At 73.5% G+C, this 19,278-nt stretch carries 24 protein-coding genes and 1 tRNA gene; 13 read left to right on the forward strand and 12 right to left on the reverse strand.

Annotated features, from left to right (window positions below; genetic code table 11):
* The first annotated feature begins 57 nt into the window (after window positions 1-57).
* The 6 genes from AC6CKD_RS29625 to AC6CKD_RS29650 all read left to right on the forward strand — a co-directional run bounded on the left by AC6CKD_RS29625 (window position 58) and on the right by AC6CKD_RS29650 (window position 4,344).
* On the forward strand, window positions 58-1,755 hold the full coding sequence (locus AC6CKD_RS29625) for a sensor histidine kinase (protein WP_498331475.1): 1,698 nt from the start codon (window positions 58-60) through the stop codon (window positions 1,753-1,755).
* Between the two features lie 38 nt (window positions 1,756-1,793).
* Window positions 1,794-2,225, forward strand: coding sequence for a roadblock/LC7 domain-containing protein (locus AC6CKD_RS29630; RefSeq protein ID WP_498331477.1), 432 nt, complete (start codon window positions 1,794-1,796; stop codon window positions 2,223-2,225).
* Window positions 2,222-2,641, forward strand: a complete 420-nt coding sequence (locus AC6CKD_RS29635; RefSeq protein WP_478684140.1) for a DUF742 domain-containing protein — start codon at window positions 2,222-2,224, stop codon at window positions 2,639-2,641. Before AC6CKD_RS29630 ends, AC6CKD_RS29635 begins: the two co-directional genes overlap by 4 nt.
* Window positions 2,619-3,278 (forward strand): GTP-binding protein, encoded by a 660-nt coding sequence (locus AC6CKD_RS29640; RefSeq protein WP_498331479.1) that lies wholly within the window; start codon window positions 2,619-2,621, stop codon window positions 3,276-3,278. The genes AC6CKD_RS29635 and AC6CKD_RS29640 overlap by 23 nt, the downstream gene beginning before the upstream one ends.
* A 20-nt stretch (window positions 3,279-3,298) precedes the next feature.
* Window positions 3,299-3,850, forward strand: a complete 552-nt coding sequence (locus AC6CKD_RS29645) for a GAF domain-containing protein (RefSeq protein ID WP_498331481.1) — start codon at window positions 3,299-3,301, stop codon at window positions 3,848-3,850.
* Window positions 3,851-3,915: 65 nt separating this feature from the next.
* Complete coding sequence (locus tag AC6CKD_RS29650) at window positions 3,916-4,344, forward strand: MmcQ/YjbR family DNA-binding protein (RefSeq protein ID WP_498331483.1); 429 nt, start codon at window positions 3,916-3,918, stop codon at window positions 4,342-4,344.
* Here AC6CKD_RS29650 and AC6CKD_RS29655 read toward each other — a convergent pair.
* Both AC6CKD_RS29655 and AC6CKD_RS29660 read right to left on the reverse strand, forming a co-directional pair.
* Window positions 4,331-5,230 carry a transketolase family protein gene (locus AC6CKD_RS29655; protein WP_498331485.1) on the reverse strand — a complete coding sequence of 300 codons (900 nt, stop codon included), beginning with the start codon at window positions 5,228-5,230 and terminating at the stop codon, window positions 4,331-4,333. The genes AC6CKD_RS29650 and AC6CKD_RS29655 overlap by 14 nt on opposite strands.
* A 68-nt stretch (window positions 5,231-5,298) precedes the next feature.
* The gene (locus tag AC6CKD_RS29660; RefSeq protein WP_498331487.1) at window positions 5,299-6,003 is read right to left on the reverse strand and encodes a thiamine pyrophosphate-binding protein; all 705 of its coding nucleotides are present in this window, start codon (window positions 6,001-6,003) and stop codon (window positions 5,299-5,301) included.
* A gap of 148 nt (window positions 6,004-6,151) precedes the next feature.
* Here AC6CKD_RS29660 and AC6CKD_RS29665 point away from each other — a divergent pair.
* A tRNA-Pro gene (locus AC6CKD_RS29665) sits at window positions 6,152-6,225 on the forward strand.
* A gap of 69 nt (window positions 6,226-6,294) precedes the next feature.
* Here the strand turns inward: AC6CKD_RS29665 and AC6CKD_RS29670 are convergent.
* The 3 genes from AC6CKD_RS29670 to AC6CKD_RS29680 are packed head-to-tail and all read right to left on the reverse strand — an operon-like array spanning window position 6,295 to window position 8,743.
* The gene (locus tag AC6CKD_RS29670) at window positions 6,295-7,830 is read right to left on the reverse strand and encodes a fused MFS/spermidine synthase (protein WP_498331489.1); all 1,536 of its coding nucleotides are present in this window, start codon (window positions 7,828-7,830) and stop codon (window positions 6,295-6,297) included.
* Window positions 7,831-7,880: 50 nt separating this feature from the next.
* Window positions 7,881-8,174 (reverse strand): hypothetical protein, encoded by a 294-nt coding sequence (locus tag AC6CKD_RS29675; protein ID WP_498331490.1) that lies wholly within the window; start codon window positions 8,172-8,174, stop codon window positions 7,881-7,883.
* Window positions 8,171-8,743, reverse strand: coding sequence for an RNA polymerase sigma factor (locus tag AC6CKD_RS29680; protein ID WP_498331491.1), 573 nt, complete (start codon window positions 8,741-8,743; stop codon window positions 8,171-8,173). Before AC6CKD_RS29680 ends, AC6CKD_RS29675 begins: the two co-directional genes overlap by 4 nt.
* A gap of 538 nt (window positions 8,744-9,281) precedes the next feature.
* Between AC6CKD_RS29680 and AC6CKD_RS29685 the strand changes: the two genes are divergently transcribed.
* Together AC6CKD_RS29685 and AC6CKD_RS29690 are read left to right on the forward strand one after the other, a co-directional pair.
* On the forward strand, window positions 9,282-9,584 hold the full coding sequence (locus AC6CKD_RS29685; RefSeq protein WP_498331493.1) for an ArsR/SmtB family transcription factor: 303 nt from the start codon (window positions 9,282-9,284) through the stop codon (window positions 9,582-9,584).
* Window positions 9,581-9,973, forward strand: coding sequence for a VOC family protein (locus AC6CKD_RS29690; protein WP_498331495.1), 393 nt, complete (start codon window positions 9,581-9,583; stop codon window positions 9,971-9,973). The genes AC6CKD_RS29685 and AC6CKD_RS29690 overlap by 4 nt, the downstream gene beginning before the upstream one ends.
* Window positions 9,974-10,038: 65 nt before the next feature.
* Here the strand turns inward: AC6CKD_RS29690 and AC6CKD_RS29695 are convergent, their stop codons facing one another.
* The 6 genes from AC6CKD_RS29695 to AC6CKD_RS29720 form a co-directional block, all read right to left on the reverse strand.
* Window positions 10,039-10,668, reverse strand: a complete 630-nt coding sequence (locus tag AC6CKD_RS29695) for a class I SAM-dependent methyltransferase (RefSeq protein WP_498331583.1) — start codon at window positions 10,666-10,668, stop codon at window positions 10,039-10,041.
* A gap of 5 nt (window positions 10,669-10,673) precedes the next feature.
* Window positions 10,674-11,273, reverse strand: a complete 600-nt coding sequence (locus AC6CKD_RS29700; RefSeq protein ID WP_498331497.1) for an NUDIX hydrolase — start codon at window positions 11,271-11,273, stop codon at window positions 10,674-10,676.
* 56 nt (window positions 11,274-11,329) lie between these two features.
* A complete protein-coding gene (locus AC6CKD_RS29705; RefSeq protein WP_498331499.1) occupies window positions 11,330-12,265 on the reverse strand; it encodes an NUDIX domain-containing protein in 936 nt (311 codons plus the stop codon).
* Complete coding sequence (locus AC6CKD_RS29710; protein ID WP_498331501.1) at window positions 12,262-12,453, reverse strand: hypothetical protein; 192 nt, start codon at window positions 12,451-12,453, stop codon at window positions 12,262-12,264. The genes AC6CKD_RS29705 and AC6CKD_RS29710 overlap by 4 nt, the downstream gene beginning before the upstream one ends.
* 382 nt (window positions 12,454-12,835) lie before the next feature.
* Window positions 12,836-13,912 (reverse strand): NUDIX domain-containing protein, encoded by a 1,077-nt coding sequence (locus AC6CKD_RS29715; RefSeq protein ID WP_498331502.1) that lies wholly within the window; start codon window positions 13,910-13,912, stop codon window positions 12,836-12,838.
* Window positions 13,913-14,308: 396 nt separating this feature from the next.
* A complete protein-coding gene (locus tag AC6CKD_RS29720) occupies window positions 14,309-14,938 on the reverse strand; it encodes a LysE/ArgO family amino acid transporter (protein ID WP_498331504.1) in 630 nt (209 codons plus the stop codon).
* A 70-nt stretch (window positions 14,939-15,008) separates the two neighbouring features.
* Here AC6CKD_RS29720 and AC6CKD_RS29725 point away from each other — a divergent pair, with 70 nt between their 5' ends.
* The 4 genes from AC6CKD_RS29725 to AC6CKD_RS29740 all read left to right on the forward strand — a co-directional run bounded on the left by AC6CKD_RS29725 (window position 15,009) and on the right by AC6CKD_RS29740 (window position 18,426).
* Entirely contained in the window at window positions 15,009-15,905 is an 897-nt protein-coding gene (locus tag AC6CKD_RS29725) for a LysR family transcriptional regulator ArgP (protein WP_498331506.1), read from the forward strand.
* Window positions 15,906-16,054: 149 nt separating this feature from the next.
* Entirely contained in the window at window positions 16,055-16,447 is a 393-nt protein-coding gene (locus AC6CKD_RS29730) for a TOBE domain-containing protein (RefSeq protein ID WP_498331507.1), read from the forward strand.
* A gap of 162 nt (window positions 16,448-16,609) precedes the next feature.
* A complete protein-coding gene (corA, locus tag AC6CKD_RS29735; RefSeq protein ID WP_498331585.1) occupies window positions 16,610-17,698 on the forward strand; it encodes a magnesium/cobalt transporter CorA in 1,089 nt (362 codons plus the stop codon).
* Between the two features lie 101 nt (window positions 17,699-17,799).
* Complete coding sequence (locus AC6CKD_RS29740) at window positions 17,800-18,426, forward strand: GNAT family N-acetyltransferase (RefSeq protein WP_498331509.1); 627 nt, start codon at window positions 17,800-17,802, stop codon at window positions 18,424-18,426.
* A 433-nt stretch (window positions 18,427-18,859) separates the two neighbouring features.
* Here the strand turns inward: AC6CKD_RS29740 and AC6CKD_RS29745 are convergent, their stop codons facing one another.
* On the reverse strand, window positions 18,860-19,231 hold the full coding sequence (locus AC6CKD_RS29745; protein ID WP_498331511.1) for a hypothetical protein: 372 nt from the start codon (window positions 19,229-19,231) through the stop codon (window positions 18,860-18,862).
* Window positions 19,232-19,278: the final 47 nt, after the last annotated feature.

The following is a 19,278-nucleotide window of genomic DNA, read 5'->3' on the forward strand; positions in this document are numbered from 1 at the left end:
GATCAACACCGGATCCCGGGAAGTCCGGGGGCCGGGCCCCACATACCGAGGACGCCGATGTCCGGACTCCGCGCCGCCCGCCACTCCCCGTCGAGACATGCCGTCACCGGTCCCGGCCGGCAGATACGGCCCCAGTTGATCCGCGCCGCCCTGCTGCCCACGCTCGCCGCCGGGCTCAGCGGCGCCGCCGCGGTGATCTTCGCGCTCCAGCTCGGCGGCGGTGCGGGCGCCCGCGACCCCCGGCTGTGGCCGGTGCTCAGCGGCTGCGCCCTGCTCTTCGCGGGCGCCCTCGCGGCCGCCCTGCTCGGGGCCCAGCGCGCGGCCAAGACCGTGCGCGACCGGTGTGAGGCGCTGCGCCGGTCCAGCCTCCGGGGCCGCCAGGAACTGCACACCACCGCCGACCGGCTGGAGCGCGGCGAACTGCCCGCCCGCCCGGTCCGCGGCGGACCGGCCGCGCCGTCCTTCGGCTCCGAGACGGCGGGAGTCGACGAGTTCTGGCTGCTCTCCCAGGAACTGCGCGGCGCCCGCGAACAGGCCCACGCGACCCTGGTCCGCCTCGGCGGCCCCGTCCCACCCTCCGACAGCGACCGCAAGGTCGAGGTCTTCGTCAACCTCGCGCGCCGCCTCCAGTCCCTCGTACACCGCGAGATCTCGCTGCTGGACGACCTGGAGGACACGGTCGAGGACCCGGACCTGCTCAAGGAGCTCTTCCACGTCGACCACCTCGCCACCCGGATCCGGCGCCACGCGGAGAACCTCGCGGTGCTCGGCGGAGCCGCTTCGCGCCGCCAGTGGACGCGGCCCGTCGACCTGAGCGAGGTATTGCGCTCCTCGGTCGCGGAGGTCGAGCAGTACACCCGGGTCAAGGTGGTGCCCCCCGCGGGCGGCTCCGTACGCGGCCACGCCGTGGCCGACGTCGTGCACCTGCTGGCCGAACTCGTCGAGAACGCCACCGTGTTCTCCGCCCCCGACACCGATGTCGTGGTGCGCGCGGAACGGGTCACCGCCGGGATCGCGGTCGAGGTGGAGGACCGGGGCCTGGGCATGCCGCCCGAGGAAGCGCACCGGATGAACGCCCTGCTCGGCGACCCCGACCAGATCAGCGTCCGGCAACTGCTGGCCGACGGGCGGATCGGCCTGTTCGTCGTCTCGGCGCTGGCCCGCCGGCACGGGATCGCCGTCGAACTCAAGTCGAACATCTACGGCGGCGTGCTCGCCGTACTGGTCCTGCCCCAGGAGCTGCTGGGGGCCGAAGCCCCGGGCGCCGCCGACGCCCTGGGCGGCTCCCGGGCCACCTCCTGGGGCACCGGCGACGGGGCGGGCGCGCCACGGCTGGAGCCGGTGCGGGTGCCCCTGCCCGGGCCGGAGCCCTCCGGCGCCCCGCCGGGGTTGCCGGGCCGGGACGCCGGCGCACCGGGCACGGTGCCTCGTACGGGGCCTGCGGTCGTGGCACCTGCGGTCGCGGCACCGGCGTTCGCGGCACCGGCGTTCGCCACACCCGCGTTCGCCGCACCGGCGGAGACCGTGGTGGCACCCGTCGTGTCGCCGCTGCCCGTGCCGGCCGCCCGGGACGGCGGAGAACGGCCGCCACTGCCCCGCCGGCGGGCCCAGGAACACCTCGCGCCGCAGCTGCGCGAGGCCCCCGCACCCCGGCCCGGCGGCGCCGAGGGCGCGGAGCGGCCCGTGCACGACCCCGGCCTGATGGCCGCCTTCCAACGGGGCTTCGGCCTCGCCCAGTCGGAGCACCAGACGTGACCCCGGCCTCTCACCCGACAGCTAAGGAGCGCACCCCCATGGGCGGCGAAGTGGCGACCACGACCAGTCGGCTCTCGGACCTCGACTGGCTGCTCAGCGGCCTGGTCCAGCGGGTGCCGTACACGCGCAGCGCGGTCCTGCTGACCGCGGACGGGCTCGTCACCTGCGTACACGGACTCGACGCCGACGCCGCCGACCACCTGGCGGCCCTCGCCTCCGGGCTGTATTCGCTGGGCCGCAGCGCCGGTTCCCGGTTCGCGGAGGGTGCCGAAGTACGGCAGGTCGTGGTCGAGCTCGACACCGCCCTCGTCTTCGTCTCGGCGGCCGGATCGGGCACCTGCCTGGCCGTACTGGCCGACCGCGAGGCCGACGCGGGCGTGCTCGGCTACGAGATGGCCATGCTGGTCAAGAGCGTGCGCCCGTACCTGGCGGCCCCGCCGAGGCACCCCGCCGCCGACGCGGAGCGATGAGGGCCCGCGCGAGGGGGGCAACGGCACCGGGGGGACCGCGTGACACGCCGTGGCTGGACGATTCGGCGGGCCGGGTGATCCGCCCGTACACCGCGAGCGGCGGGCGGACACGGCCGTCCGTCGCCCTCGACCTGCTGTCGCTGGTGACGGCGACCGGCGTGCGCCCGCGTGCGCCGCTCGGCGCCGAGCACGCCCTCGCGCTCCGGCTGTGCGCCGGCTCGGCAGCGGTCACCGTCGCCGAAGTGGCGGGGCACCTGAGGCTGCCGGCGGTGGTGGTCAAGGTCGTCCTCGGCGATCTGATGGAACACGGCGCCGTGACCGTGCGGGCGCCCTGCTTCCCCACCGGCGGCTCCTTCGCCGACGACGACCAGTCCCTGCTCAGGGCGGTGCTCGATGGCCTGCGCAAACGGCTCTGAACCAGCCGCCCGCGGACCCTCCGCGACCTTGAAGATCCTGGTCGCGGGCGGTTTCGGGGCGGGCAAGACCACCTTCGTGGGCGCGGTGAGCGAGATCGAGCCGCTGAGCACGGAGGAACTGCTGAGCGGGCTGAGCGAGACCGCCGACCCGCTGGACGGGGTCGAGGCGAAGACGACCACCACCGTGGCGCTGGACTTCGGCCGGATCACCCTGGACGAGCGGCACGTGCTCTACCTCTTCGGCACCCCCGGCCAGCAGCGCTTCTGGTTCCTCTGGGAGGAGTTGTGCGCGGGCGCGCTGGGGGCGGTGGTGCTCGCCGACACGCGCCGCCTCGCCGACTGCTTCCCCGCCGTGGACTTCTTCGAGCGGCGGGGGATCGGCTTCATCGTCGCCGTCAACGAATTCGAGGGCGGGCACCGCTACACCGCCGACGAGGTGCGGGAAGCGGTGGGGCTCGGCCCGGACGTGCCCGTCGTGCGCTGCGACGCACGCCTGCGGAGTTCCGCGACGGGGGTGCTGGCCGCCCTGGTCCACCACTTGCTCGACGCGCGGCACCCGAAGCGGGCGGCCCGCGCGACGTACCCGACGTATCCGACGTACGTGATGTCTATGAGGTCCGCGCAGCGCGCGGAGTGACGTGATGTGGGGGAGACACCATGACCTACTACGAATCGACCGGACACCTGCTGCTCACCCCGGTGGACAGGGAGGCGCCCGCGCGCGTGCTGAGACTGCGTGAACTGGGCCTGGGGGAGCGGGTGGACAGTGAGCTGGACGCGTTCGCCCGGCGGGTCGCGGACGAACTCGCGGCGCCGTACGCCGGCATCAACTTCATCAGCGAGGAGCGGCAGTTCTTCGCCGGCCTGCACCACGCCGCCGACGCCCCGGCGAGCGGCTACCCGGCGCGGGCGCTCCCCCGCGACCACGGGTACTGCCCGCACGTGGTGGTACGGCGGCGCGCGCTGGTGCTGGAGGACGTACGGGACTTCGCGCGCTTCGCGGGCAACGCCGTCGTGGACGAGAGCGGGGTGCGCTCCTACGCGGGCGCGCCGCTGACCGACCGGCGCGGGATCGTGCTGGGGACGGTGTGCGCGGTGGACGTGGTGCCGAGGCGGTGGGGGCTGGCGGGGCTCGCGGCCGTGAAGGCGCTGGCGGCGGAGCTGGTGGAGCTGGTGCACGAACGGGAGGACCTCGCGGCCCGCGGGTGATTGTCAGTGCCCGGGGCTACGGTCGGATCGGAGCGGACTGGAGTGGACCGGAGAGGAGCCGGGGGATGGCCATGACGGCGGACGACGTCCGGAGGATCGCGCTGTCGCTCCCGGACAGCAGCGAGAAACTGGCCTGGGGCATGCCCACCTTCAGGGTGGGCGGTACGAACGGAACGAACGGAACGAACGGGAAGAGCGGCAAGAGCGGCAGGATCTTCGCGGCGCTCGCCGACGACGACACCTCGATCGGGGTGAAGTGTCCCCAGGAGGACCGCGAGGAGCTGATCGCGGCGGAGCCGGAGAAGTTCTTCATACGGCCCGGCCACGACGACAACTACGCGTGGCTCCGCGTCCGGCTGGCGGCGCTGGAGGACGCGGCGGAGCTGCGCTCGATCCTGACCGACTCCTGGCGCCAGGCGGCCCCCAAGCGCCTGGCGGAGGCCCATCCGGAACTGGGCCGCCCCGGGCCGAAGGGGCCGGTCACCGCGGACTGAAGGCGGCGATCCGTGCGCGCAGCGCGGCGGGGTCGAGTCCGTGGGCCGCCGTGTGCTCGTCGGCCGTGCCGTAGCGGCGCAGCTCGGCGCGGCCGACACCGAGGCCGAGCACCCGGTGCGGGACCGCTTCGAGTGCCTGGCTCGCGGCAGCCGTGGAGGTCCCGGCGAGATACGGCTCGACCAGCACCACGTCGGCCGGGCCGTGCCCGACGGCGGCGCGCAGCGCAGCGTCGTCGAAGGGCCGTACGGTCGGCGCGTACAGCACGCCCACGTCCATGCCCTCGGTCGCGGCGAGGACGTTGTCGAGCAGCGGCCCGACGGCCACGACGACGCCCGCACGTCCCTCCCGTACGGTCTGGAAGCCCAAGCCGGTGACGGGGCGGGCCGCCGTGTTCGACTGCTCGGAGAGCCGTACGTAGACCTTGTCGTCCTCGGCGGCGAACGCGTGGCGGAGCAGTGCCTCGGCCTCGTCCGGGTGGCCCGGGACGTGCACGGTCCAGCCGTCCAGGGTGTCCAGCAGGGCCACGTCACCCGGCGCCATGTGGGTGAACCCGCCGGCCGGCCAGTCGTAGCTCGCGCTCGCGCTGACGAGCACCCCGCCCGTGCCCTGGTGCCCGAAGTCGAGCTTGACCTGCTCGAAGGGCCGCTCCACGAGGAAGCTGGCGAAGGTGTGCACCACGGGCCGCAGCCCCGTGAGGGCCAGGCCGCCGCCGACGCCGACCAGCAGCTGCTCCCGGATGCCGACGTTGATCACCCGGTCCGGATGGCGGTCCCGGGCGGGCCGGAAGCCGTCCATGGTGATCTCGGCCAGCACGAGGGCCAGCCGGGGGTCCTCGTCGAGTGCCCGCGATGTGACCGAAACGAACCGTTCGCGCATGGTGTCCATGTCTCCCCCTCGGAGGTCGCTACTGCCTTTGCAGAACTGCCTTTTCTGAACTGCTTTTCAGAGCTTTTTCAGTGCTTCTTCTCGACCCGGGCGACCACGGCGTGCGGCCGGCCCGGATGAGGTGCGGTGTACGCCGCGTGCAGCGCCGCGTGGTCGCGGCCGTCCACGGTGACCGCCGACCAGCCGGCCGCTTCGAAGCGGGAGGCGATACCGCCCTGCCAGCCGTGGGTCGCGGAGTCGTTGTCGATCACGATCGTGTGCAACCGCTCCAGACCGGCCGAGCCGGCGTACGCGATCGCCTCGTGGTTGCTTCCCTCGTCCAGTTCGGCGTCCCCGATGAGCACCCACACGGCAGGGTCGGCGAGCCCCTGGGCCCGCAGTCCGAGAGTGCTCCCGACGGCGAGCGGCAGCCCGTGCCCGAGGGAGCCGCTGCCGATCTCCACGCCGGGGATCAAGGTGCGGTCCGGGTGGTGCCCGAGGGGCGAGTCGTACGCGCCGAACCCGCTGAGCCAGCCGACGGGGAAGAACCCCTTGGCGGCGAGGACGGCGTAGTAGGCCATCGGCCCGTGCCCCTTCGAGAGCAGGAACCTGTCCCGCCCCGGATCCCCGGCGCCGGCGGGCTCGACCCGCAGGACCCGGTCGTAGAGCACCCACAGGGCGTCGAGCGTGGAGGTGGCGGCGGGACCGTGCTTCTCGGCACCGGTCATGAGGGCCATGAGCGCCCGCAGGTCTTCGTAGCGGAACCGGGTGTCCGCGGCTGCTGTCCGTGTCATGAGCCGATCGTGCAACCTCAAGCGCGGTTGAGGTCAACCGCCACCTCGCACCCCGCCGCGGACGGGCAAGGTGCGCGCGACCACCACCGGAAGTGCGGTATCGTTCTCCTGCGCGTTCAACCAGGGGAAACCCCAGGTCAACGGGCATCGGGACGTGGCGCAGCTTGGTAGCGCACTTGACTGGGGGTCAAGGGGTCGCAGGTTCAAATCCTGTCGTCCCGACTGTGCGGAAACGCAGGTCGGAGGCCGTTCTCTCATGGAATGAGGGAACGGCCTTTCGTGCGTCTGGGGTTACCGGCCGCTCTGGGGTCCGTAGGCCTCGAGGAGCTGGTCGACGGGTGCGTGGTCGTCCGTGAGCGGTCGAGCACCGCCGATCCAGGAGGTGAGGCCCTCCCCGGTGGTGATCTTCCAGCCGGGTTGCCGGGCGTCCAGCGCTTCCTGGGTCGCCACGGCGTCGACCGGCCGGTTGGAGGCGAGTACCACCAGATTGCCGCCCTTGGGGGCGACCTTCGGGTCGAGCCCGATGTCGGCGGGCTCGCCGACGAGGGCCACGTGTTCGAAGCTTTCGCTGAGGGTGGCCACCTCGGCACGGGCGAAGGCCAGACCGCCGTGGTCGATCAGGTTGGCCACGTACAGGCCGTTTTCGTTGAGCACCCGCCGTACGTCCTTCATCGCTTCCACCGTCGTGAGGTGCCACGGCACGCTGACGCCCCCGAAGGCGTCGCCGACGACGAGGTCACGACTGCCGTCCGCCAGTCGCCGCAGGCCGATCCTGCCGTCCTCGACGCGTACGTCGATACCGCCTTCCGGCCTCAGGCCCAGTTGGTCGCGGTCGATGCGCACGACCCCGCCGTCGATCTCGGACACGAGGCTGCGCGTCCCGGGTCGCGTGGCCGCGAGGTAGCGGGGAAAGGTGAGGCCACCGCCGCCCACGTGGTGGGCGGCGAGCGCCTCACCTTTGGGAAAGGAGGAATCGACTACGGACGCGATGGCGCGCACGTACGCGAACTTGAGGAAGCTCGGGTCGTCGACGTCGACGTAGGAGTGACGCAGGCCGTCCAGAACGAGCGTGCGGCCGCTGCCCCGGTCGGGGTCCGCGACCACCCGGGCGCAGTGGTACCTGGTCTCCGTGTCGCAGGCGCCGGGCGCCACCGTCGTGGCGAGGCCGCCGGCAACGACCACGAGTGCGAGGACGGGGGCGCTGCTCCAGCCGCGCGTCCGCCACTCGACCAGCGCCGAGCCGACCACCAGCAGTGTTCCCAGGCCGATCAGAATGCCGCTGACCGGCAAGCGCGCGATGAGGACGAAGCCGGTGAGGACGGTGCCGACGATGGCGCCGACGGTGCCGACGCCGGACAGTCGGCCGACGACCGTTCCGGTCTCGGCGAGGCTGGTGAGACGCAGCTTGGTCACGATCGGCGTCACCGCCGAGAGCAGCGCGCCCGGCACGAGGATGGTCAGCGACGCGATCAGGAAGAGCATCTCCGGTGCCCACTCGGCCGTGGTGCGCAGCACGGCCGGGGTGAGCGCCACGACGGCTCCCGACACCCCGAGCGAGGGGCCGATGAGCCGGCGTGGATTGACCTGGTCGGCGAGGCGCCCGCCCAGCCAGGAGCCGACGGCGATCGCGGTGAGGGCGATGCCGATCACCAGGGTGCTGGTTTCGAGGGTGAGGCCGAGGTAGGGAGCCAGTAGCCGCAGGGCGACGATCTCCACCACCAGGACGGCGGCCGACGATCCGAACACGAGCACGGCGGCCGCACGGGCGCCCATGCCGGAGGGGTGGGGCGTGCCCTCGGCCACGGGCGAGGAGGACGATCTGGTCACGGCCGACATCCTTGCACGCGACGCGTCGGCGGTAGGGCGAGAATCCTGATTCAACCCGGTACGGGTGCATGCGAGTTCTTCGCCGGGTGTGCCGTGGTGAGGGTGCAGACGCCGTCCACGCACCGGCGTTCCAGGCGGCCGCGGGAGATGGTCTGCGCCAGGCCGACCATCCAGCACGTGGGGCAGCCGCGGAAGGCGACGAGGGCCAACGGGGCCGCCAGCAGGCTGACCGGGCCCACGGCGGGCACCAGGGCGATCGCGCCGATGATCAGTCCGAAGCCGATGGCACCGCGCGCCAGGTGGCGCGGGACGGAGGTACTGGCGAAGTTCTTCGTGGTGTTCACGCTCGTGGGTCTCCTTCGACTGGTCGGTCCATCGCGGCGAGTGCGTCACGCAGTGCCGCGCGCGCCCGGTGCAGCCGCGATTTCATCGCGGCGGTGCTCAGGCCGAGCGAATCGGCAACGGCCTTGCCGGGCAGGCCCTGGACGTCCCGGAGGATCAGGACCTGCCGCTGGTCGCGGGGGAGGGCGCTGACCGCGGCCGCGATCCGCTCCGCCTCCAGCCTGTGCAGCACGGCGTCCTCGGCGGACGGTTCCGCGGACGCCGGGCGGGCCGGCGCCCCGTCGCTCCGCGAGCCGAGCGTCCGCAACTGCCGGAGGCATTCGTTGCGCACGATCCGGAACATCCACGAGGCGAGGGCGCCGGTGGCCCGCAGGGTGCCGATCTTCCGGTAGAGGATGATCAGCGCCTCCTGCGCCGCGTCCTCCGCGTCCTGCGGTGAGGCGCACAGCGACAGCGCGAACTTGCGCACGTGGGGCTGCGATTCCATCACGACGGTGGTGAGCGACGGGACGTCGCCGTTCTGAGCGGCCTTGATCAGCCGCTCGTCCGGCCAGGTGAAGCGTTGGTTCATGGGTTACTCACTCCCGGAAGGCGTTCCGCGCCAGGCCCTGGTCAGATTCGGCTCTTGTAGCGCCGGATCAGGTGCCAGGTGCAGGCGCCCATCAGCAGGGCTCCGATCACTACGACGCTGGTGACCATCATGGGTGTCTCCTCCTGTGTTCCTCCGGCCCGTTCGGCCGGTACGGGGACAAGAGGAGGGGAGCCCCGAAAAGGATTCACCCGACCTCACGCGCACCCCCGCCACCCGACACGGTCGCCGCGGACGGATCAGCGGGATGCCGCCGCCGGTGGCAGGGAGATGCTCCAAAGGCCGGCGTAGCGGCCGCCACCGCGCTGCACGACGCCCTCGCGGCCTGGCCGTGGGCGACGGTCCGCGCCCGCTCGGCCCGCCGGCCGGCCGAGGGCGAGCCCTTCGCCTACCGCGACGACCTGGACCCGTCGCAGGTCCCCCATCTGGCCGCCATCGGCGTCCAGTGGGCCGGGCCGGCCGAGCGCGGGTTCGGTGTCTCGGGTTGATAGGCAAGTGTTTGCTTGCCTATCCTGTGGTGGTGGCCGACGAACTCTTCAGAGCTTTGGCCGACCCGACCCGCCGCACGATCCTCGACGAGCTCGCCGAGCAGTCCGGGCAGACGCTGTTCGAGATCTGCTCGCGGCTGACGATGAAGCACCAGCTCGGCATCTCGCGCCAGGGCGTCTCCCAGCACCTCGCCGTGCTGGAAGCCGCCGGACTCGTAGAGACCAGGCGGGAGGGCCGGTACAAGTTCCACGACCTGAACACGGCCCCGCTGCGGCAGATCGCCGAGCGATGGCGCACGCCCGACCCGTCCGGACCGGAAGAGAGCACCCCATGAAGATCCACCTGACCAGCATCTTCGTAGACGACCAAACCAAGGCCCTGCACTTCTACACGGAGATCCTCGGGTTCGTGAAGAAGCACGACGTCCCGCTGGGCGGGCCGGACCGGTGGCTGACCGTGGTCTCGCCCGAGGAGCCCGGCGGCACCGAACTCCTCCTGGAGCCCGCGGGCCACCCGGCCGCCAAGACCTACCGCGACGCGCTCGTCGAGGACGGCATCCCGCTCGCCCAGTTCGCCGTCGACGACGTGAGGGCGGAGTACGAGCGCCTGCGCGGCCTCGGCGTCCGCTTCACCCAGGAGCCTCTGGAGATGGGCCCCGTCATGACCGCCGTTTTCGACGACACCTGCGGCAACCTGATCCAGCTCGCGACCGAGCCGAAGTAGCCGGCCGGCCGACCAGAAGGCGAGGGTGCGCCCCACGGCGGTCAGGGCGCGGAGAGCTCCTCCCGTCAGACGGGGTGCCGCGCCTGCCCGGTCGGCCCGGTTGGCCCGGTGGGCTCGGGGCCTCGGAGCAGGAGGACGGTGGAGCCGCCGGCCTCCCTGCGGGTCGTGTGCTCCCAGCCGTGGGCGAGCCGGGAGATCTCCGCGTCGTCCAGGCTGATGTCGCGCAGGGTGGCCGGCTGTCGGGAGGCGTGGGGGGTGATCACGCACAGGGTCCCGGCGGGGGAGAGCAGGGCGGCGAGCTCGGCGACGATGCGGGTGCGGTCGGGGAGGTGGGCCAGGGCCCGGCGGACGGTGATCAGGTCGTACGGTCCGCCGGCGCGGGTCGCGAGCGTGGTGAGCTGCCCGGCGGTGACGTCGAGGCAGTGGTAGGCGATCCCGGCCGTCGAGGCGGCGGCGGCGCGTTCGAGGGCGGCCTCGGCGAAGTCGACCGCGTCGACCCGGTACCCGAGACCGGCGAGGAGGCGGGCGACCTGTCCGGTTCCGCAGGCCACCTCCAGAGCCCGGCCCTCCCCGGCGCCGTCCGGCCGGGACAGGTGCTCGCGGAGGACCGCCTCCTCGGTGTCGGACAGGGGCCGGAAGTCCCGACCGGCGGCGTAGTGGTCGTGCCAGGCCTGGGCGCTCGGCGTCGGCTTCATGGGCTTCACGGGTGTGGGACTTCCCTTCGGGTCGGTGTCCCAGCGGTCCGGGCGGGACCGGGCAGCCGGCGGATCCGGTCGGGAACGTCCGCGCTGTGCCGGACCGGGTCGCCGGGCTCCTGGAAGTGCACGGCACCCGGCAGGCCCGCCCGGTAGGCGTCGAGGGCGGCGTGGCAGTAGGCGACCATCGGCTCCGGCAGCGCGTCGAGGGGGTACCAGCCCATGGCGTCGCAGACGTCCGGCTCCCGCACTTCCGGGATGCCCTGCCAGGTGAGGGCCTCGAAGAACAGGCCGATGCGGGCCTTGCCCCGGGGGCCTCGGTGGTGGACGGTCACGGCCAGCCGCACCGCGGCCGGCTCGATCCGTACGCCGGTCTCCTCGGCCGCCTCGCGGATCACCGCGGTGACGACGTCCTCGTGCGGTCCGTCGAGATGGCCGGACGGCGCGTGCCACAACCCCGTGGCATACACGGTGCCCGCGCGCCGGGACAGCAGCACCTCCTCCCGTCCGTTCGGTCCGCCCCGCACCAGGAGGAGGTGTACGTCGACCGGGAGTCTGTAGCGCTCGGGCCCGGTCGCGGCGGGGACCGGGTGGGGATCGGCCATGCGGGCTCCTCGGGAGGGTGGTGGGGGCGAAGGGGGCCGGGCGCGGGGTGTGCGGATCAGGTCCAGCCGAGTTCCGTGTAGGGCCGGCCGGCCAGGATGCCTTCGACGGCGGCCCGGGCGTAGGGGACCAGCGGGCCGGGGAGGTCGTCGGCGGGCCACCAGCCCCAGGAGAGACACCGGTCGGGCTCGCGCACCTCGGGTGCGCCCCGCCACCGCCGGGCCCGGAAGAACAACTGGATCCGGGGCTGTCCGCCTGCCTCGTCCACGAGGTGCACGAGGTGGACCAGCTCCACGTCCCGCGGGTCGATGACCAGCCCGGCTTCCTCACGCGCCTCGCGGATCACGCAGGTCACGGCCGACTCCTGTTCGCAGTGCCCGGCGAGGAAGTGGTGGGTGGATCCCGCGTACGGGGAGTCGGGGTGGCGCAGGCCCAGCAGCACCCGGCCGTCGCGCTCCAGGTAGAGGTGGACGCCGACGATGTTCAGGACGCTGCCGCTGCCCGCGCCGGGTTCGGGGCGCCCCTCCGGCGGGGCGGGCGGGGCCGGCGGGGGTGTCCGTACCGCCGCATGGCGGCGTACGAGGGCCAGCGTGGAGGGGCTGAGCCGCAGGCGGGGCATCGTGGACGGGTGGAACCAGGCGAGCATGACGCCCTCGGTGAGGTGGAGCTCGGCCGGGTCGCCGCTCCACTCGCCTTCGAAGACGTGGATCGGTACGGCCGTGCCGTCGGTGCCCGTGGCCGCCTCCACGGCGAAGGGCCGGAGGACGGGCAGCTCCAGGCCTGCCTCCTCCCGCAGTTCGCGGCGGACCGTCCCCTCGAGCGAGACGTCCCCCGGCTCGCGTCCGCCGCCCAGCAGGGACCATGCCCCCGGCTCCCAGATTCCGGGCAGATCGTCGCGCAGGTGCAGCAGGTAGCGGCCGTGACCGTCGTGGATCAGGGCCGAGGCGTTCGCGGGCCCGGTCTGCTCGGTCTGCTGGTCGGCGGGGCGGCTCATGAGAGATCTCCGGTCTTCGCTTCGGTCGTGGTGCCGGGCGTGACACTGCCCACGCACGCGCCCACGTCCATGAGTTCCGTGAAGGTGCCCGACTCGGCGACCTGGCCGTCCGAGACGTCCCGTGGGACGTCGGGCGGGACGTCCTCGTGTGTCAGGTCCTCGCTGCCGGTCGTGTCCCCCATGGTCATGTCCCCGATCCCCGGAGCCGGTTCACCCCGGTCAACGACTGCGGTCGCACCGTCGAACACACGTATTTGAGCCGAGATGGATTCCGTACATGAGCTCGGAAGACACCTCGTGTACGGCGCACCCACCCTTGGGGGCTACGGGTCTTGCGGCCGGAAGCGATGGCCGAAACGCCGGAGTGCTGTGGCCCGCGATCCTCCCGGAGGGGCGTGGATCCGCGCGGTGTCGAGTACGTGGTCGTCGACTTGGAGGCCACGGGGCTCGATCCGGCGCGCGGACGGAAGTGTGGTGGAGCGGTTCGCCGGCGTGGAACGTCCATCACCTCGACTCGACTTCGAATCGAAGTTCCCGGCCGCCGCCGGGTCCTGACCCGATGGAGACGGGCTAGCCCTGCGCCACCGGTCGGCCGGCATGCAGTTCGAGGGGGCCGGCCGGTGTGGTGCGGGCCGTGAGGCAGGCCTCGATCTGGCGGCGGAGCGCCGGCTTGGCGAACCGGCGCAGTTCGGCCGGGGTGACCGCACGCCATTCGAGGAGCTCCGTCTCGGGCAGGCGGATCCGGGCCAGGGCCGCGGCGTCGAGGGTGCCGCCGTCGTAGAGGAAGCGGACCCGGGCCGGATAGCCGGACCGGTGGGACCAGTTGACGGCGAGCAGCCTGCCCGGGGCGAGGTCGAGGCCGAGCTCCTCGAGGACCTCCCGGCGGGCGGCGGCGCGCGGGATCTCGCCGAGGTCGCTGTCGATGCCGCCGCCGGGCAGGTTCCAGTGGTCGGGATCGCCGTACGCGGGCCGCACCAGCAGGACCCCGCCCGCGGAGTCGGTGAACAGCACGCTCGCCGCCGTGAGGGCCTTGGGGCGGGCGGCGCGGTGGCCGGCGGTGTCGTAGGCGCCCGCGTGTTCCAGCTCCGCCCGGCGCGCCGGGTCGAAGCCGGCCGGGGAGCCGGGCTGCGGGACCCCTTCGATCAGGTGGGCGAGGGACCCGGAGTGCAGGGCGGCCAGGGCGGCGCGCAGGCGGGACGTCTCCCGGGTGTCCAGGGCCGCGTAGGCCTCCTCCGGCGTGAGCCACTGCGCCTCGGTGACCTCCCCGTCCGGGAAGGAGATCGCGGAGGTCTCCTCGGGCGTGAGCGGGCCGACGAGGTGCACGTGGACGACGAGGGAGCGGCCGAGGGGCCCCGGCGGTCGGGAGTCCACGGCGAGCAGCCGCCCGACCGGCACGCTCAGGTCCAGCTCCTCCTTCAGCTCGAGCGCCAGCCCCTCCTCCGGGGTCTCGGTGTCCTCCACGCCCCCGCCCGGGAGCTCCAGCTCCGCCTTGTACGAGGTGGTGAGGACCAGCACCCGCCCGCGCGGGTCCAGCACGATCCCGGTGGCGGCCACGAGGGGGGACGGCTGGGCGGCGTAGTAGGCGCGGACCGAGTCGGTGTACGGGGCCGCGGGTCGCGGCGGCGGGGGCGGGGACTGATCCGGCACGGGGGCTCCTGGTGGTACGGGGAGATGGCGTACGGGGCGGGGGCGGGCTCCGGGAAGGGCGGCGAGGTGGCGGGGCACGGTGATCCGTACCCACTCGGGGAGCGTCCATGGGGTGGACCTCGGTGGACGGTGGCAGACCAGATGCGCGGAGTGGGTCTGGTGTCCGATGGAAGGAGACCCTCATGTCCAGCGAGTTCACCGTCCGCAGCGACCGCGCCGAGCGGGCCATCCAGCAGCGCCACGAGCGGCGGTCCGGCACCGGGCTGCCGGCCCTTCCGGTCCTGCGCGGTCCAGGGACGCCAGGGATGCCCGGGGTGCCCGGGGTGCCCGGGGTGCCCGGGGTGCCCGGAGTGCCCGGGGTGCCCGCGACGCTCGACGCGCCGGGGGCGTCCGGGGTCAGGCGCGGGCGAGGAGAAGGCCGCCCATCGTGACCATGGTCGCCGCGACGAGTGCGTCCAGTGCCCGCCAGGCCGAGGGTCGGCCGAGCGGGCCGCTGAGCAGCCGGGCGCCGTAGCCGAGCGCGCCGAACCAGGTGAGGCTCGCCAGGATCGCCCCGGCGCCGAAGGCCCAGCGGAGGTCGCCGCGGCCGGCGGCGATGGACCCGAGCAGCAGCACGGTGTCGAGGTACACGTGGGGGTTGAGCCAGGTCATGGCCAGGCAGGTCAGCACGGCACGCCGGGCGGAGCCGGCGCCCTTGCCGCCGCCGTGCGCGGCGAGGACGGCGCCCGGATCGGGGCGCAGCACCCGGCGGGCGGCGAGGACTCCGTAGCCGATCAGGAAGGCCCCGCCGACGAGGCCGACGAGGGTGAGGGCCGGCGGCCAGGCGGTGACGAACGCGCCGACTCCGGCCACGCCCAGGGCGATGAGGGCCGCGTCCGAGAGGGCGCAGATGGCGACCACGGCGAAGACCGAGTGGCGGCGTACGCCCTGGCGCAGGACGAAGGCGTTCTGGGCGCCGATGGCCACGATGAGGGAAAGCCCGGTTCCGAAGCCCGCGAGGGCCGCCGGGATGATGCCGTGTGTCATGTCATCGACCGTAGGCAGCGGCGGGTCGAGGAGTACAGCTAAAGATTCTTACGTAGCATTAGCCACTGTGATGGATGAGCTGCCTGCCGACCAGGTACGGACGCTGCTCGCGGTGATCGACGAGGGCACCTTCGACGCGGCGGCCGCCGCCTTGCACGTGACCCCGTCCGCTGTCAGCCAGCGCGTCAAGGCCCTGGAACAGCGCACCGGTCGGGTGCTGCTGATGCGGACCAAGCCGGTGCGGGCGACCGAGTCCGGTGAGGTCGTCGTGCGGTTCGCGCGGCAGCTCGTCCGGCTGGAGCGCGACGCGCGGGCCGAGCTGGGCATGGCCGAGGGGCTGGGCCCGGTACGGCTGCCGATCGCGGTCAACGCGGACTCGCTGGCCACGTGGTTCCTGCCGGCGTTGACCGGGGTGCCGCAGGACCCGCCGGTCTGCTTCGAGCTGCACCGGGAGGACGAGGCGCACGCGACCGAACTGCTGCGGGACGGGCGCGTGATGGCGGCGGTCACCTCGCAGCCGGTGCCCGTGGCGGGGTGCACGGTGCGCAGGCTGGGTCTCGTGCGGTACCTGCCGGTGGCGAGCCCGGGGTTCGCGGCGCGGCACCTGCGGGGTGAGGTGGAGCGGGACCTGAGGGTGGCGCCGGTGGTCGTGTTCGACCGGCTGGACCTGCTCCAGGACGAGTTCGTGCGGCTGCTGACGGGTGACGCGGCCGCCAAGGCGTCGGAGGTCCGCCACCACCTGCCGACGTCGGAGGGGTTCTGCGACGCGGCGGTCGCCGGGCTGGGCTGGGCGATGCTGCCGATGGTGCACGCCGACCCGTTGCTGGAGGCGGGGGAACTGGTGGTGATCGCGCCCGGGCGGACCCTGGACATACCGCTGTACTGGCAGCAGTGGAAGCTCGACTCGCCCGCGCTGTCGATGGTGGCGGAGGCGGTCGCGCGGGCGGCCGCGGGGGCGCTCGACTGACGGCCGGAGCCCTGCGGGGTCTTGCCCCGATCGGAGCCGGGCGGCGGCCGGCCGGGCCGGGGGCCGGGGCCTTGCCGGGAACGTGCCGGGAGCCGCGACGGGGCCCTTGGCCTGCGAGGACCGGTCGGGGGAGGGCTTAGGCTGCGGGCATGGAGTCCTACACGATCGGCCAGGCGGCCCGGCTGCTCGGCGTCAGCGTAGACACGGCCCGGCGGTGGGCCGACGCGGAGAGGTTCCCGACGCGTCGGGACGGTACCCGGCGGATGGTCGACGGGCCGGACCTGGCCGCGTTCTGCGTGGAGGTCGCGCAGGAGGGCGGCGACGGCGAGGGGGCCCCGTCCACCTCGGCGCGCAACGCCTTCCCCGGCATCGTGACCGGTGTGAAGCTGGGCACGGTCGACGCGCAGGTGGAGATCCAGGCCGGACCGCACCGCGTCGTGTCGCTGCTGACGCGGGAGGCGGTGGAGGAACTCGGCCTGGAGGTGGGGGCGCGGGCGACGGCGCGGGTCAAGTCCACGAGCGTCTTCATCGACCGGGCCTAGCGGGCCCAGGGGCCAGGACCTAGCGGGCCTAGCGGGTCCCGCGGTCCCAAAGGGCCTACGGGGCGCCGTCGCCCCGGTCTGCCCCGGGGTGAGGGGTTCCGCAGTCGCGCGGCGGTGGCACACTGGCCGCTGATCCGCCGAAGGGGAGTACGTCCGTTGTCCATGTTCAGCAACCTGCGCCGGGCCGTGCGCCGCAGTTACCGGCGGGCGGTCGACCTCAGTCACCCGGTCCGCTCCCCGCTCGGCAGCGCCGTCGTCAACTGCATCGTCTACCGGGACGGCGTGCGCCAGGACGGCCACGGCCACGCCGATGTCGGCGAGGCGCTGCGCCGGGTCCGCAAGACCGGCGAGGGCTTCGTCTGGGTCGGCCTGCACGAGCCCTCGCAGGAGGAGTTCGCCGGACTCGCCGAGCTGCTGGGCCTGCACCCGCTCGCCGTCGGGGACGTGGTCCAGTCCCACCATCGGCCCAAGATCGAGCGCTACGACGAGACCCTCTTCGCCGTGTTCAAGACCGTGCGGTACGTGGAGCACGAGGAACTGACCGCGACCAGCGAGGTGGTGGAGACCGGCGAACTCATGGCCTTCGCCGGCAACGACTTCGTCATCACCATCCGGCACGGCGGCCGGGGCACCCTCGGGGCGGTCCGCGAGGAGCTGGAGGCGTTCCCCGAGCACCTGGCCAAGGGACCGGTCGCCGTCCTGCACGCCCTGGCCGACCACGTCGTCGACGAGTACGTGGCGGTCACGGACGCGGTGCAGAACGACATAGACGCCGTCGAGACCATGGTGTTCAGCGAGCACGGCGGCCGCGGGGACGCCGGCCGGATCTACCAGCTCAAGCGCGAACTGCTGGAAATGCGCCGGGCGGTGGCACCGCTGGGCCGCCCGCTCCAGCAGCTGAGCACGCAGCCGATTCCGGTCATCCCGGCGGACATGCGCACGTACTTCCGGGACGTCGCCGACCATCTGACCCGCGCCACCGACCAGATCGGGGCGTACGACGCCCTCCTCGACTCGATACTGCAAGCCCATCTCGCGCAGGTGACCGTCGCCCAGAACGAGGACATGCGCAAGATCACGGCGTGGGCGGCCATCATCGCCGTCCCGACGATGGTCTGCGGGGTCTACGGCATGAACTTCGAGCACATGCCCGAACTGAAGTGGACCTACGGGTATCCCTTCGTGCTCGGCGTGATGGCCGTCGCGTGCTTCGTCATCCACCGGGGCTTCCGGCGCAACGGCTGGCTCTGACGGCGTCCTGCCCGGGCGGCGGAAAACCGGATGAGGGTGCCGGGCCACGCCGATAGGGTCCGCGTGTTGGCGCGCAACCACGAGGAACGGGCGGGTCGGACATGCAAGAGGCGGACGCGGACGCGGCGGCGACGGCGGAGCTGGCCGGGGAGCGGGTGCGGCTGGAGCCGCTGGAGATCCGCCACCACGACGGCCTGTGCGCGGCCGTCCGCGACGGCAGTCTCTGGGAGCTCGCGGTGACGGCCGTCCCGCACCCGGACGATGTCCGGGGCTTCATCGAGGACGCGGTCGCGGCGCGGACGGCGGGCACGCAGATCCCGTACGCGACGGTGGACGCGGCGACGGGGCGGGTCATCGGGTCCACCCGGCTGATGGTGATCAACACCGCGAACCGGCGGCTGGAGATCGGCTGGACCTTCCTCGCCGCGTCCTGGCAGGGGAACGGTGCGAACGCGGAGGCGAAGCTGCTGATGCTGACGCACGCCTTCGAGGCGCTGGGGATGAACCGCGTCGAGCTGCTCACCGACGTGCGGAACGCGAAGTCGCGGGCGGCCATCACCCGGATCGGCGCGCAGCACGAGGGCGTCCTGCGGCACCACATGGTCATGCGCGACGGCTGGATCCGCGATACGGCGGTGTACAGCATCACGCGCCCGGAGTGGCCGGACGTGAAGCGGGGCCTGCGGGACCGCCTGGCGGCTCGCACCGCCGGCCGCGCCGAGGGCTGAGCGGAGCCCCGCCCGGGCGGAGTCGGCGGGTGGCGCGGGTCAGGAAGTGGGCGGGGACGTCCTCGTACGGGGCCACGTGACGGCCCGCCGCTTCGAGGGCCGGGCGGAGGTTCGGTTCGGCCGGCGGGGCGCCGGGGCGCCGGGGCGCCGGGGTCGCCAGGGCCGACGGTGCGACCGTGGCGGGCCGCGCGCTCCGCACGGCCGGAGGGGTGGAAGAGCAGCAGTTCACCGCCGGGGGCGGTGACACGGGCCCCCTCCCGCAGGGCCGCTACGGGACGCGGCAAGTGGTCCGGCAGCCCGGCGGCGAAGATGCCGCGGACGGCGCCGGCCCGGCAGCGGGAGCCGCCCGAGTCGGTGGGCAGCAGTCGCGCCGGGCCGCCGTGGCCCGCGCGGGCGGCGGCCGCGAGCCTGGCGTGCGTGAGGTCGACGCGAATCACCGTGCCGCCGGCTCCGACCAGGGCCGGCGCACACTGCCCGGGGCGCAGCCGCATCCGGGCGACGGCGGCCTCGCAGGCCGGGTCTGATAGGCGAACCGCTCCTCCCAGGCGGCGGCCCGGGGCCGGAAGAAGGCCCGGCTGGCGGTGATTTCGGCCCGCGCGTCCATCAACTCGCTGAAGCAGCGCAACAGTTCGCCGTCGGCCTCGCCGGGTACCGGAAGTCCCCGGCCACCGGCGCCCACGCGGAACCCGTGCGGCGCGGAGCCGCCGCCGAGCACGGGGTCGGTACGGCCGGCTCCGGCGCCGCCCGTCGTTCCTGCCGCCTCCGTGAGCAGCCGGGCTCCCTCTTCCAGGGCGAGGGCGGGCACTTCGGCGGCCGGTGTGCCGGCCCGACGAGCCTGAGGGCGGCGGGGGT

It is taken from the genome of Streptomyces sp. GQ60, from assembly GCF_059758875.1.

Coding starts and splice junctions, on each gene's coding strand:
- AC6CKD_RS29625 (WP_498331475.1), top strand. CDS start 58: ATGTCCGGACTCCGCGCCGCCCGCCACTCCCCGTCGAGACATGCCGTC.
- AC6CKD_RS29630 (WP_498331477.1), top strand. CDS start 1,794: ATGGGCGGCGAAGTGGCGACCACGACCAGTCGGCTCTCGGACCTCGAC.
- AC6CKD_RS29635 (WP_478684140.1), top strand. CDS start 2,222: ATGAGGGCCCGCGCGAGGGGGGCAACGGCACCGGGGGGACCGCGTGAC.
- AC6CKD_RS29640 (WP_498331479.1), top strand. CDS start 2,619: ATGGCCTGCGCAAACGGCTCTGAACCAGCCGCCCGCGGACCCTCCGCG.
- AC6CKD_RS29645 (WP_498331481.1), top strand. CDS start 3,299: ATGACCTACTACGAATCGACCGGACACCTGCTGCTCACCCCGGTGGAC.
- AC6CKD_RS29650 (WP_498331483.1), top strand. CDS start 3,916: ATGGCCATGACGGCGGACGACGTCCGGAGGATCGCGCTGTCGCTCCCG.
- AC6CKD_RS29655 (WP_498331485.1), bottom strand. CDS start 5,230: ATGGACACCATGCGCGAACGGTTCGTTTCGGTCACATCGCGGGCACTC.
- AC6CKD_RS29660 (WP_498331487.1), bottom strand. CDS start 6,003: ATGACACGGACAGCAGCCGCGGACACCCGGTTCCGCTACGAAGACCTG.
- AC6CKD_RS29680 (WP_498331491.1), bottom strand. CDS start 8,743: ATGAACCAACGCTTCACCTGGCCGGACGAGCGGCTGATCAAGGCCGCT.
- AC6CKD_RS29690 (WP_498331495.1), top strand. CDS start 9,581: ATGAAGATCCACCTGACCAGCATCTTCGTAGACGACCAAACCAAGGCC.
- AC6CKD_RS29695 (WP_498331583.1), bottom strand. CDS start 10,668: ATGAAGCCGACGCCGAGCGCCCAGGCCTGGCACGACCACTACGCCGCC.
- AC6CKD_RS29700 (WP_498331497.1), bottom strand. CDS start 11,273: ATGGCCGATCCCCACCCGGTCCCCGCCGCGACCGGGCCCGAGCGCTAC.
- AC6CKD_RS29705 (WP_498331499.1), bottom strand. CDS start 12,265: ATGAGCCGCCCCGCCGACCAGCAGACCGAGCAGACCGGGCCCGCGAAC.
- AC6CKD_RS29710 (WP_498331501.1), bottom strand. CDS start 12,453: ATGACCATGGGGGACACGACCGGCAGCGAGGACCTGACACACGAGGAC.
- AC6CKD_RS29720 (WP_498331504.1), bottom strand. CDS start 14,938: ATGACACACGGCATCATCCCGGCGGCCCTCGCGGGCTTCGGAACCGGG.
- AC6CKD_RS29725 (WP_498331506.1), top strand. CDS start 15,009: ATGGATGAGCTGCCTGCCGACCAGGTACGGACGCTGCTCGCGGTGATC.
- AC6CKD_RS29730 (WP_498331507.1), top strand. CDS start 16,055: ATGGAGTCCTACACGATCGGCCAGGCGGCCCGGCTGCTCGGCGTCAGC.
- corA (WP_498331585.1), top strand. CDS start 16,610: ATGTTCAGCAACCTGCGCCGGGCCGTGCGCCGCAGTTACCGGCGGGCG.
- AC6CKD_RS29740 (WP_498331509.1), top strand. CDS start 17,800: ATGCAAGAGGCGGACGCGGACGCGGCGGCGACGGCGGAGCTGGCCGGG.